At 60.0% G+C, this 12401-nt stretch carries 11 protein-coding genes and 1 pseudogene; 8 read left to right on the forward strand and 4 right to left on the reverse strand.

Annotated elements, in window-relative coordinates:
* The first annotated feature begins 109 nt into the window (after nt 1-109).
* Genes hmgA through maiA form a run of 3 tightly spaced genes read left to right on the forward strand, consistent with a single transcriptional unit; the run spans nt 110 to nt 3370 of the window.
* On the forward strand, nt 110-1414 hold the full coding sequence (gene hmgA, locus AC1DU9_RS18675) for a homogentisate 1,2-dioxygenase (RefSeq protein WP_223463385.1): 1305 nt from the start codon (nt 110-112) through the stop codon (nt 1412-1414).
* Nucleotides 1415-1417: 3 nt separating this feature from the next.
* Nucleotides 1418-2722, forward strand: a complete 1305-nt coding sequence (gene fahA, locus AC1DU9_RS18680) for a fumarylacetoacetase (RefSeq protein WP_223463384.1) — start codon at nt 1418-1420, stop codon at nt 2720-2722.
* Nucleotides 2723-2734: 12 nt separating this feature from the next.
* Nucleotides 2735-3370: a maleylacetoacetate isomerase gene (maiA, locus tag AC1DU9_RS18685; protein ID WP_223463383.1), complete on the forward strand. Its 636-nt coding sequence runs from the start codon at nt 2735-2737 to the stop codon at nt 3368-3370.
* A gap of 87 nt (nt 3371-3457) precedes the next feature.
* On the opposite strand, the gene AC1DU9_RS18690 is transcribed toward maiA, so the two are convergent.
* On the reverse strand, nt 3458-4261 hold the full coding sequence (locus AC1DU9_RS18690) for a SirB1 family protein (RefSeq protein ID WP_477810603.1): 804 nt from the start codon (nt 4259-4261) through the stop codon (nt 3458-3460).
* Between the two features lie 183 nt (nt 4262-4444).
* On the opposite strand from AC1DU9_RS18690, the gene AC1DU9_RS18695 reads away from it, so the two are divergent.
* Nucleotides 4445-5464 (forward strand): Glu/Leu/Phe/Val dehydrogenase family protein, encoded by a 1020-nt coding sequence (locus AC1DU9_RS18695; protein WP_477810604.1) that lies wholly within the window; start codon nt 4445-4447, stop codon nt 5462-5464.
* Nucleotides 5465-5652: 188 nt separating this feature from the next.
* Here AC1DU9_RS18695 and AC1DU9_RS18700 read toward each other — a convergent pair.
* Nucleotides 5653-5892: pseudogene (locus tag AC1DU9_RS18700) on the reverse strand (YebG family protein); the annotation flags it as partial.
* A 320-nt stretch (nt 5893-6212) separates the two neighbouring features.
* Here AC1DU9_RS18700 and AC1DU9_RS18705 point away from each other — a divergent pair.
* Complete coding sequence (locus AC1DU9_RS18705) at nt 6213-6713, forward strand: phosphate-starvation-inducible protein PsiE (protein ID WP_108218253.1); 501 nt, start codon at nt 6213-6215, stop codon at nt 6711-6713.
* Here the strand turns inward: AC1DU9_RS18705 and AC1DU9_RS18710 are convergent.
* Both AC1DU9_RS18710 and AC1DU9_RS18715 read right to left on the reverse strand, forming a co-directional pair.
* On the reverse strand, nt 6710-7027 hold the full coding sequence (locus AC1DU9_RS18710) for a DUF3509 domain-containing protein (protein WP_115948075.1): 318 nt from the start codon (nt 7025-7027) through the stop codon (nt 6710-6712). The two genes, AC1DU9_RS18705 and AC1DU9_RS18710, sit on opposite strands and share 4 nt — an antisense overlap.
* Before the next feature lie 309 nt (nt 7028-7336).
* Nucleotides 7337-8713, reverse strand: a complete 1377-nt coding sequence (locus AC1DU9_RS18715; RefSeq protein WP_477810605.1) for an L-serine ammonia-lyase — start codon at nt 8711-8713, stop codon at nt 7337-7339.
* A 135-nt stretch (nt 8714-8848) separates the two neighbouring features.
* On the opposite strand from AC1DU9_RS18715, the gene AC1DU9_RS18720 reads away from it, so the two are divergent.
* The 3 genes from AC1DU9_RS18720 (at nt 8849) to ltrA (ending at nt 12329) form a co-directional block, all read left to right on the forward strand.
* Nucleotides 8849-9796, forward strand: a complete 948-nt coding sequence (locus AC1DU9_RS18720) for a LysR substrate-binding domain-containing protein (RefSeq protein ID WP_008046773.1) — start codon at nt 8849-8851, stop codon at nt 9794-9796.
* A gap of 214 nt (nt 9797-10010) precedes the next feature.
* The gene (locus AC1DU9_RS18725; RefSeq protein ID WP_007986797.1) at nt 10011-10418 is read left to right on the forward strand and encodes an HPF/RaiA family ribosome-associated protein; all 408 of its coding nucleotides are present in this window, start codon (nt 10011-10013) and stop codon (nt 10416-10418) included.
* A 489-nt stretch (nt 10419-10907) separates the two neighbouring features.
* On the forward strand, nt 10908-12329 hold the full coding sequence (gene ltrA, locus AC1DU9_RS18730) for a group II intron reverse transcriptase/maturase (RefSeq protein WP_477810606.1): 1422 nt from the start codon (nt 10908-10910) through the stop codon (nt 12327-12329).
* The last annotated feature ends 72 nt before the right edge of the window (nt 12330-12401 follow it).

Raw genomic sequence — 12401 nt, forward strand, 5'->3', positions numbered from 1 at the left:
CAATCAAATTACGTTATGCGTAATCTAATTACGATAAAAATAACCGAGGCAGGCCAGTAACTCTTCCAAAGGGTGACCGGCATTGCCGACTCCCTGTTCAGGAGGCTCCATGAACCCCGATTCAACGACGCCAGCGCTGGCCTACCTGTCAGGCTTCGGCAACGAATTCAGCAGCGAAGCGTTGCCCGGCGCACTGCCCGTCGGCCAGAACTCCCCGCAAAAAGCCCCGTACGGCCTCTACACTGAACTGTTCTCCGGCACGGCGTTCACCATGCCGCGCAGCGAGGCGCGGCGCACCTGGATGTACCGCATTCAGCCGTCGGCCAATCACCCGGCATTCGTCAAACTTGACCGGCAACTGTCCGGCGGCCCGCTGGGCGACGTAACCCCCAATCGCTTGCGCTGGAACCCGCTGGACATTCCCGCCGAGCCGACCGATTTCATCGATGGTCTGGTGAGCATGGCGGCCAACTCGGGCGCGGAAAAACCGGCCGGGATCAGCATCTACAACTACCGCGCCAACCGTTCCATGGAGCGTGTGTTCTTCAACGCCGACGGCGAGATGTTGCTGGTGCCTGAACTGGGGCGCCTGCGCATTGCCACCGAACTAGGCGTGCTTGAACTCGAACCGCTGGAAGTTGCCGTACTGCCACGCGGCCTTAAATTCCGCATTGAACTGCTCGATCCGCAAGCCCGCGGTTACGTCGCCGAAAACCATGGTGCGCCGCTGCGTCTTCCGGACCTGGGGCCGATTGGCAGCAATGGCCTGGCCAATCCGCGGGACTTCCTGACCCCGGTGGCGGCCTACGAAAACCTGCAACAACCCACCACGCTGGTGCAGAAGTTCCTCGGCCAGCTGTGGGCCTGCGAGCTCAATCATTCGCCGCTCAACGTGGTCGCCTGGCACGGTAACAACGTACCGTACAAATATGACCTGCGCCGTTTCAACACCATCGGCACCGTCAGTTTCGATCACCCTGATCCGTCGATCTTTACCGTTCTGACCTCGCCGACCAGCGTTCACGGCTTGGCCAACCTCGACTTCGTGATCTTCCCGCCGCGCTGGATGGTGGCCGAGAAAACCTTCCGTCCGCCGTGGTTCCATCGCAACCTGATGAACGAATTCATGGGTTTGATCCAGGGCGAATACGACGCCAAGGCCGAAGGCTTTGTGCCCGGCGGTGCTTCGTTGCACAGCTGTATGAGCGCCCACGGTCCCGACGGTGAGACTTGCACCAAAGCGATCAACGCGGACCTCAAACCGGCGAAAATCGACAACACCATGGCGTTCATGTTCGAGACGAGCCAGGTGTTGCGCCCAAGCCGTTTCGCCCTCGATTGCCCACAACTGCAAAACACTTACGATGCCTGCTGGGCCACGCTGCCCGCCACTTTCGACCCGACCCGGAGATAACCCATGACGCAGACTTCCATCACTCGCAGCTGGGTTGCATCCGCCAACGGCCATGCTGATTTCCCCCTGCAAAACCTGCCGCTGGGCGTGTTCAGCCTCAACGGCTCGGCACCGCGCAGCGGCGTGGCCATTGGCGAACATATCTTTGATCTACAAGCGGCCCTGGAGGCCGGGTTGTTCGATGGCGCAGCGAAGGCTGCGGTCGAGGCCACCCGTGGCGGTCAGTTGAATGCGTTCTTCGAACTGGGCCGCGAGGCTCGCGTCGCCTTGCGCGAGCGTTTGCTGGAACTGTTCGCCGAGGGCAGCACCCTGCACGGCAAGATCGAAGCCCTGGGCGCAAAACTGCTGCCGCTGGCGGCGGATTGCGAGATGCACCTGCCAGCGAAAATCAACGATTACACCGACTTCTACGTCGGCATCGAGCACGCCCAGAACGTCGGCAAACTGTTCCGTCCCGACAACCCGTTGCTGCCGAACTACAAGTACGTGCCAATCGGCTACCACGGTCGCGCGTCGACCATTCGCCCGTCCGGTACCGATGTGCGCCGCCCGAAAGGCCAGACGTTGCCGGCCGGTCAGAGCGAGCCGACGTTCGGCCCTTGCGCGCGCCTGGACTACGAACTGGAACTGGGCATCTGGATTGGTCAGGGCAACGACATGGGCGACTCGATTGCCATTGGCGACGCCGCCGATCACATCGCCGGTTTCTGCCTGCTCAACGACTGGTCGGCACGGGACATCCAGGCCTGGGAATACCAGCCGCTGGGCCCGTTCCTGTCGAAGAGCTTCATCACCAGCATCTCGCCGTGGGTCGTCACCGCCGAAGCGCTGGAACCATTTCGTCGCGCCCAGCCTGCGCGTCCGCAAGGCGATCCGCAGCCGCTACCGTACCTGTTCGACAAGCGCGATCAGGCCGCTGGCGCGTTCGACATCGAACTGGAAGTGCTGCTGCTCACCGAGGCCATGCGTGAACAGAACCTGCCAGCCCATCGCCTGACCTTGAGCAACACCGGGCACATGTACTGGACCGTGGCACAGATGGTGGCGCACCACAGCGTCAATGGTTGCCAATTGCAGGCTGGCGACTTGTTCGGCTCGGGTACCTTGTCGGGACCGGAAAACGGCCAGTTCGGCAGCCTGCTGGAAATCACCGAAGGCGGTAAAAAGCCGATCGAACTGGCCTCGGGCGAGGTGCGTAAATTCCTTGAAGACGGTGACGAAATCATCCTGCGCGGACGTTGCCGCCGCGACGGTTTCGCTTCCATTGGCTTTGGCGAGTGCCGCGGCAAAGTGCTGCCGGCACGCTGAGAGGAGTGGGGCATGGAACTCTATACCTACTACCGTTCGACGTCTTCGTACCGGGTGCGTATCGCTTTGGCACTCAAGGGCCTGGATTATCGATCCTTGCCAGTCAATCTGATCGCACCGCAGGGTGGTGAGCATCGGCAGCCACCTTATCTGGGTATCAACCCGCAGGGCCGCGTGCCGGCCTTGCGCACCGATGAAGGCGAATTGCTGATCCAGTCTCCCGCGATCATCGAATACCTGGAGGAGCGTTATCCACAGGTGCCGCTGCTGTCCAGGGACCTGACTGCCCGCGCACACGAACGCGGCGTAGCGGCAGTGATCGGCTGCGATGTGCACCCGTTGCACAACGTCAGCGTGCTCAATCGGCTGCGCCAGTCGGGCCACGACGAACCGCAGGTGGTGGAGTGGATCGGCCACTGGATCGGCCAAGGGTTGGCCACGATTGAGCAGTTGATCGGGGATGACGGTTACTGCTTCGGCCCCGAGCCTGGGTTGGCGGACGTCTACTTGATCCCGCAGCTGTACGCAGCCGAGCGTTTCAGTGTTTCTCTTGAAGCTTACCCGCGAATCCGGCGAGTGGCGGCATTGGCGGCGACGCACCCGGCGTTCATCAAGGCGCATCCGGCGAACCAGCCAGACACGCCTTGAGTCAGAAGCCGGATCAAAAGATCGCAGCCTGCGGCAGCTCCTACCCCCATCCTCGTAGGAGCTGCCGCAGACTGCGATCTTTTGCTTTTAATGGACGATGGCATTGGGCGGCAGATGCCCCAACCGTTCCGTCAGGCGAATCCGCTGGATCGGATCGTCGCTGAGCAGCAGTGCGTGTTCCAGGTCAAAACGCTCGGCGTTCAGGCAGTCCAGCCGCTGGTACAGGCTGGCCCGGGCCAGATAGTCGGAGGCACTGGCGTCACCCAGTTCCAGGACGCGATCGGCGTCGATCAAGGCATTGATGAAATCGTCGTGGGACAGGTACAACTGGCGCAGGTTGCGCGACAGCCGTTGCAGCATCTGCGCCGGCTCGGCGGTTGCGAGGTGCTCGGCGCTGAGCTTTATGTTCGGGCCGTACTGGCGCTGCAACAACTCCCGACAATCGTTCGGATAAAGGCGACGACCGCCGCAGGGATCGAGCAAATGGTCGGCGCCCGGCACCCGCAGCAGGAAATGCCCGGGGAAGTTGACCCCGACCAGGGGAATCTCCAGACCCCTGGCCAACTCCAGCGCAATCAGCCCCAGCGTCAAGGGTTGGCCTCTTCGGCGTTCCAGTACCTTGTTCAACAGGGCCACTTGGGGGCGTAACGGCGTAAAATCGTCCTGGGCGAAGCCAAGGTCGTTCATGCGCCGCAGTAGCGGCTGGGCCAGTTCACTGACCGGCAGCATCGGCAAGCCGCCACTGACCCGTTGCTGCAACGCCTGGAAATCGGCCAGCAGTGCTTGCGGCTCCACCTCGTTGTCGTGCTCGACCGCAATCCACAGTGCCGCCTCGAACAGCGCGGGCGGTGAACGTTGCAGGCAGGCGAAGAACGATTGGCGCGGGGTCATCAAAATCTCCGGGCGATGCCTCGTTTTAGCCCCCTCTCCGGCGTTCGTCCAGTGCCGTACAAGGTCGAATGCAGGTTATTTCCTAAAGCTTGCATCGTGGCCGTGCTTATTCCGGTGCGCTTCTGCAATTTTTGGGCGCAAGCCTATACTGGCGTCTACAAGAAGTGATTCGGGAGCCTTACGATGTTCGCTCTCATGCAAAGCACCCGCCTTGAATCGCTGCATCTGAGCGTCGACTCGGTCACCGGGTTGAAGGCGGTCATTGCCATTCATAACAGCCGTCTGGGGCCTGCCCTGGGTGGTTGTCGTTACCTTGCCTACCCCAGCGACGAATCCGCGATCGAGGATGCTGTGCGCCTGGCCCAGGGCATGAGCTACAAGGCTGCGCTGGCCGGGCTGGCGCAGGGGGGAGGTGTGGCGGTCATTGTCCGCCCGGCCCATGTTGCAAGCCGCGGTGCGCTGTTCGAAGCCTTCGGGCGCTGCATCAATCAGCTTGATGGTCGCTACATCACCGCCATCGACAGCGGCACTTCGGTAGCGGACATGGATTGCATCGCCCAACAGACCCAGCACGTCACCAGCACCACGTCGGCGGGAGACCCGGCGCCCCATGCGGCAATGGGCGTATTCACCGGCATTCGCGCCACTGCCATGGCGCGGTTGGGTAGCGATAATCTCGAAGGTTTGCGCGTAGCGATTCAAGGCTTGGGCAATGTCGGCTATGCCCTGGCGGAGCAGTTGCACGCCGCCGGAGCCGAACTGCTGGTCAGCGATATCGATCACGGCAAGGTGCAATTGGCCATGGAGCAACTCGGTGCGCACCCGATTGCCAACGAAGCGCTGCTCAGCACACCTTGCGATATCCTCGCGCCCTGCGGCCTGGGCGGTGTACTCAACAGCCATACCGTGACGCAATTGCGCTGCTCGGCGGTGGCCGGTTCGGCGAACAATCAGCTGACGCATCTGGACGTCGCCGACCAACTGGAGCGCCGTGGCATCCTGTATGCGCCGGATTACGTGATCAACGCTGGCGGGCTGATTTACGTATCGCTCAAGCACCGCGGCGAACAACTGTCGACCATCACCGCGCACCTGTCGAAAATCAGCTCGCGCCTGACCGAAGTGTTCGCCCACGCCCAGGCGGAAAAACGCTCTCCCGCACGGGTGGCCGATGAGTTGGCGGAGAAAGTGTTGTACCGGTGAGTCAGGCATGAGTTTTCCACAGGCATGAAAAAGGCCCTGAGCCATTCGACTCAGGGCCTGTTCAATTCGGGCTTTGCTTACTTGGCGGCTTTGGGGGCCTTGGCAGGCTTGGCCGGGACGATCGGCTCAGCGGCTTCAACGACCTCGAGCGCTGCGACAGGTTCTGCGACTTCAACCGGTGCGCTGAGCAATTCGGACAGAGCGTCCGGCTGGCTCTTGAACGCCTTGGCGAACACGTCGCGATTCTTCGCCATGTAGATCCCGGCTTCTTCCACTTGCTGCTCGGTCAGGGACGGAACGGCTTTTTGCAATACTTCAGCCAGCAATTCGGCCAGTTCGAGCATTTTGTCATGACGGTCAGCTTCGGCTTTATCCATGAACAAGCGCTCCAGATCTCGGCTGCTGCGGTATACCACTTCGACGGCCATTCACCACCTCACATGCCTTCACATTGGTTGTCGATTTCGACTACTGTATTTATATACAGCCAAAAGGATAAGCGAATCCCTGTCTTTTGGGTAGTGGCTTTTTAATGTAGACCGGAAATCCGGATTTGCACTGTTGCCTGTGGGAGCGGGCTTGGTCCGGGCGGCGTTCCGACGAAGAGGCCGGTGAAATGGCCACAAAAGTGTCCAGCGGCAGACCATCCTCATCTCACTCAACAGCCTCTGGCCTTTTTTCTGCATGCAGAAAAACCGTCACGTCCAACCCGCATCATCCGGTCGAGCCGACCTAAGGAAGCAGCATCGTGAAAATCAACTGGGCCGAAAAACTGCGGCAGAACGTACATGGACTGGCCGAGTCCCTGGGCAATCTGTTCGTCGAAACCTTCCACTACCTGGCGCTGTTCGCCATTGGTGCGGTGACCGCGTGGGCGGCGGTGATGGAATTCCTCGGGATGATCGAGGAGGGGCACATCAAGATCGATGACATCTTGCTGCTGTTCATCTATCTGGAACTGGGAGCGATGGTCGGGATTTACTTCAAGACCAATCACATGCCGGTGCGCTTCCTGATTTACGTGGCGATCACCGCGCTGACGCGGCTGCTGATCTCCAACGTTTCGCACCACAACCCGCCGGACCTGGGGATCATCTACCTGTGCGGCGGGATTCTGCTGCTGGCGTTTGCGATTCTGGTGGTGCGTTACGCTTCGTCGCAATTTCCTTCGGTGAAGATCGAGAACCCACACCGCAAAACAGGTGCGGGCTCCAGTGAGCATCCGGAAGTAGAAAAGGGCGAGCTTTAAAGCCCAATGGCGGGTCGGGGCCGGCCTTTGGTGGAGGGTGGCGGCAGGTTGCGCGTGCCGCCATCGGTCATGGATTCGAGGATGGCCACGGCACTGTCGCCTTGTTCGATGGCAATGCCGAATTGAATGCTTTGAACCAGACGCTTGAGACGTTGGGGGTCATTGCGTTGTTCGGCGCTGATCATGCGTTTGGCCACCACGCGGCCACTGTTGGAAAGCGTCAGCATGATGCTGCCGTCCAGGCCTTGAATGCTCAGGTTGATCTGGTAATCCGCTGCAAAAGCATCGGTAATGAGCTGGAAAGGGTTGTCCATGATGCGTCACCGCCTGATTGAACGTGCAGTTGTTGACCGGCCGTGATCGGGTTGGTTCGCAATGCCTGACCACCGGCCATCTCGCCATCATTGTTCCAGCAAGGATGTAGCAAGGGGCATGCCGACAAAATTGTCGGACAGAAAACACGTTCTGTAGGAGCGAGCCTGCTCGCGAATAACCTTCAGGCGCCGCAAACCATCTGGTTTGGTGCGTTATCGTTCACAACCATCGCGAGCAAGCTCGCTCCTACGGGGGCCGCGTTTTCTGCACGTTTCAGGGCAATAAACCTCGACGTGCCTCCAAAGCGATCAACATTCCACCCAGTTCACCGCCAGTCCGCCCCGTGACGTCTCTTTGTACTTGTCGTGCATGTCGGCGCCGGTGTCGCGCATGGTGCGAATCACCCGGTCCAGGGAAATGAAGTGCTGGCCGTTGCCACGCAGGGCCATTTGCGTGGCGTTGATGGCTTTCACTGCGGCGATTGCGTTGCGTTCGATGCACGGCACTTGCACCAGTCCGCCAACCGGGTCGCAGGTGAGGCCGAGGTTGTGTTCCAGGCCGATTTCGGCGGCGTTTTCCAGCTGCTCCGGGGTGGCGCCAAGCACCTCTGCCAAGCCCGCGGCGGCCATGGCGCAGGCGGAGCCGACTTCACCCTGACAACCGACTTCGGCCCCGGAGATCGAAGCGTTTTTCTTGCACAGGATGCCGACGGCCGCTGCACCCAGGAAGAACGCGACTACGTCGTCGTCAGACGCATCGGCATTGAATTTCATGTAGTAGTGCAGCACCGCCGGAATGATCCCTGCCGCGCCGTTGGTCGGCGCCGTGACCATGCGCCCGCCGGCTGCGTTTTCTTCGTTGACGGCAAGGGCGTACAGGTTGACCCATTCCATTGCCGACAAAGTGGACGTAATGACATTCGGCTTGCCGATTTCCTGCAGGCTGCGATGCAGTTTCGCTGCTCGACGTGGAACATTCAGACCGCCGGGCAGGACGCCTTCGTGGCGCAAGCCTTGCTCGACGCATTCACGCATCACCGACCAGATATTCAGCAGGCCCTGGCGGATCTGCGTGTCACTGCGCCAAGCCCGTTCGTTGGCCATCATCAGTTCGCTCACCCGCAGCCCGTGCTGGTTGCACAGTTTGAGCAGCTCGGCGGCGCTGGAGAAATCGTAAGGCAGCACCACATCGCCAGCCGGTGCGATACCGGATTCGGCTTCAGCCGCTTCAATGATGAAACCTCCGCCAACCGAGTAGTACGTTTGCTCGAACAATTGGCCGGTTTCACCGAAAGCTGTCAGGGACATGGCGTTGGGGTGGTAGGGCAGGCTTTCGTCTAGCAGCAGGAGATCGCGTTGCCAGTCGAAGGCAATGTCCGCAATGCCTGCCAGAGGCAACTGACCGGTTTCGCGCAGGGTGTGAATGCGGCTGTCGATGGTGGTGGGATCGATGCGGTCGGGCCATTCGCCCATCAGGCCCATGACGCAGGCGCGGTCCGTTGCGTGGCCGACACCGGTCGCTGACAGAGAACCGTAGAGGCGGATTTCCACTCGTCGCACATCAGCCAGAAAACCCTGATCGACCAGCGCTTGGGCAAAGGTTGCGGCGGCGCGCATCGGACCGACGGTATGGGAACTGGACGGGCCGATGCCGACTTTGAAGAGATCGAAAACACTGATAGTCATGCTAAAGCCTGTACATGCAATGGAAGGGAAATCGCTGCCATTTCTGTAGGACAAGCGCAATTTGGGCGATACTGCCTGTCACGATCCTGCGTGACCAACGAAAATTCCTAAGACATCCTTTAGCAGGACTAAACGATGAGTCGTCAATTACACGCCCAGACGTATGTCTGGCTGAACGTGTTTGCCTGTGCCGCACGGCACCTGTCGTTCACCCGTTGCGCCGAGGAACTGCACATCACCCCGGGAGCCGTCAGCCAGCAGATCCGCCAGCTGGAAGAGCGCCTGGGTTTTCGCCTGTTCCACCGTCGCGCCCGCGGAGTCGAGTTGAGCGCCGAGGGCCAGCGCCTGGCCATTACCGTCAACGAGGCATTTGGCAGCATCGACGCGGAATTGCGGCGACTGGATGCGGGCATGATCAGCGGGATTCTGCGGGTACGTTCGATTCCGTCGTTCCTGAGCAAATGGCTGACGCCGCGCCTGCCGCGTTTGCAGCAGCGTTTTCCGGATATTCAGTTGCGCCTGGTAGCCGAGGACAGCAGCGTACCGTTGCATGAAGGCGACTTCGACCTGGCGATCGACCTGAACGACGGCAGTTACCCCGGCCTGTTATCCACAGCCTTGCTCGATGAGCAGATTTTTCCGGTGTGCGCGCCGAGCCTGTTGCGCGGTCGTCCGCCGCTGCACGGTCCGGCAGACCTGATGCACTTCCCCTTGCTGCACGACATCACCGCCTGGCGCGGCAGCTATGAGTACGCGGAATGGGAGTTTTACCTCAACGCCATCGGCTTCGAGGGGGCGGATGTGCGACGCGGGCATACCTTCAATCGCAATCACCTGACGATCGAAGCGGCCATCGCCGGGATGGGGGTGGCGATTGCCCGACGGACACTGCTCAACGATGAGCTGGAGCGTGGGGCGTTGATCGTGCCGTTCGGCCTGGCGGTGCCCAATCACAAGCGCTACATGCTGCTTTACGCACCAGGGGCATTGAGCCATCCGGGTGTGCGCGCGGTGCACGATTGGTTGGTGGAGGAGGCGGGCGCTTTTCGCAGCTTGCACCCGTTGGGGGAGCGGCAAATGTGAGCAATTATTACGTAAGAGCAGGGCGACCCAACTCCCGACAGTAACAGTGCTTTTGCTCGTTGTCCGGCTTTTTTTGCGTATGAATATTTATCTTTTTTCAGGGGTTGAATTGTTCAGCGTACAGACCGATTGTGTAAGTAAGAGGTCACGGTGACGACGCCCAAGGGCTTAGCTGACCGGCCTCTCGCGAGCTAGCTGAAATAAGGGATGAACTATGCAAATCCAAGTCAATAGCGATAACCATATTCAAGGCAGTAAACGACTGGAGGAGTGGGTACGTACGACCATTGAGAGCACGCTCGAACGCTACGAAGAGGACCTGACACGAGTCGAGGTTCACCTGCGGGACGAGAACGGCGACAAGCCGGGTCCCCACGACATGCGCTGCCAACTGGAGGCGCGGCCAAAAGGCCATCAACCGGTTTCCGTCACCCATAAAGCCTCCACCATGGAGCAGGCGATCGACGGAGCGGCCACCAAGCTTGAACATGCGCTGGAGCATATGTTCGGCAAATTGCGCGGCAAACGAGCCAATGTGGTGCCCATCGAGAGTGGCGCCCATGCCGACCATCTGCTGGAAGAAGAGTTTCTTGAGAACGAACAGGCAGCACTTAACGGCTGACACCTGATTCACTTTTTTACCTTCCCATGAAAACGGGCCTGCATTGCAGGCCCGTTTTGTTTGTGCGCCAGGCATGGCGCGTTGCGCGTAAGCGCAACCAGCTTGGCTGTGGTGGCCTCGCTGGTGACTTGGAGGTGAAAGTCCTCTACACACCCGGCAAGGGGAAGTGTTAGCCAGAGGCAAGGGTGTCGCGGGTGACTGCGAATCTGAAGGAAGCCCGAGGCAAAATGCTGGCCTGACGAACAGGAAGCGGATAGAGGCGGCGCAGCGGGGTAAGAAGGCAAGCATCTTCAAAGCCCGATACTTGCACAGAACGCTGTGACGTAGATCCGACAGGCATAAGCAGGAAGGTCGCGCGAATTACCCTGGGAGATCTGCACGTTTGCCATTGTGCTACCGAGCGTCGAGAGGCGACGGGATGAGCGTGCAGAAGTCAGCCGAAGCCGTAGTAAGTGGCGAATAACCCCGTCACCAAGGGCCGAACAGGTTATGCCGCCAGTAGGCGTCAGAGTCTCGTCGAATGTTGAAACGCAGAATATTCTCCCAGAGAAAACTGTTACCCCAAGTCCCGGACGGTATCCGAGGATGACGGCTGACAGGGCGCAAGCATCGACGGCGTCTGTGACGTGGACGAACGCGGAGCCGGACACGCTGATGGCGCGGGTGCTTGCACCGGCCAACCTCAAGCGTGCGTATCAACGCGTAGTCAGCAACAAGGGCGCACCGGGTGCCGATGGCATGACGGTCGACCAATTGGCAGGCTACGTGAAACAGTATTGGCCGATCCTCAAGGCCCGGTTGCTGGCCGGCGAGTACCAACCGCAAGGTGTACGCGCCGTCGACATCCCCAAACCCAAAGGCGGAACACGGCAACTGGGCATTCCCTGTGTCGTGGATCGCCTGATCCAACAGGCTTTGCTGCAACAGCTCACACCTATCTTTGATCCGCTGTTCTCGGACTACAGCTACGGCTTTCGTCCGGGCAGAAGCGCTCATCAAGCTATCGAAACGGCCCGTGCCCACGCGGCGGCGGGTCACCGCTGGTGCGTGGAACTCGATCTGGAGAAGTTCTTTGATCGGGTCAACCATGATGTTCTGATGGCCCATGTTGCGCGTCAAATCGAAGACAAACGCGTCCTCACGCTGATCCGTCGCTACCTCGAAGCGGGAACGATGTCAGGCGGCCTCGTCAGCCGACGGCAGGAAGGGACGCCGCAAGGCGGCCCGCTCTCGCCGTTGCTGTCGAATATCCTGCTCAACGAACTTGATCGTGAATTGGAGCGGCGGGGCCATCGCTTCGTGCGGTATGCCGATGACGCGAACATTTATGTGCGCAGTCGTCGAGCAGGTGAACGGGTGATGGCCAGCGTTGAGCGTTTCCTGAGCGAGCGCCTGAAACTGACGCTGAACCGGGAAAAGAGCCGAGTAGCCGGGTCGTGGATGTGTGATTACTTGGGCTATGGGATGAGCTGGCATCAACAGCCGAGACTAAGAGTGGCAACGATGAGTCTGGATCGCCTACGCGACCGACTCCGAAGCCTGCTGCGCACAACGCGAAGCCACAAAGTGGCGAGCGTCATCGAGCGGATAAACCCCGTACTGCGCGGTTGGGCTGGCTACTTCAAGCTGAGTCAGAGCAAGCGGCCACTTGAGTATCTTGATGGCTGGGTGCGTCACAAACTTCGCTGTATCATCTGGCGCCAATGGAAGCAGCCCTCGACGAGGGCGCGCAACTTGATGCGTCTAGGGCTCAACGAAGCCCGTGCTTGTCACTCAGCATTCAACGGTCGAGGCCCTTGGTGGAATTCGGGAGCACCCCATATGAATCAGGCGCTGCCGAAGAAACTCTGGGATCGACTCGGGCTGGTCTCAATACTGGACACGATAACCCGGCTTAACCGCTTAACCTGAACCGCCGTATACGGAACCGTACGTACGGTGGTGTGAGAGGACGGCGGATGTAAATCCGCCTCCTACTCGATT

The sequence above is a fragment of the Pseudomonas sp. P4_C1 genome (assembly GCF_056402155.1).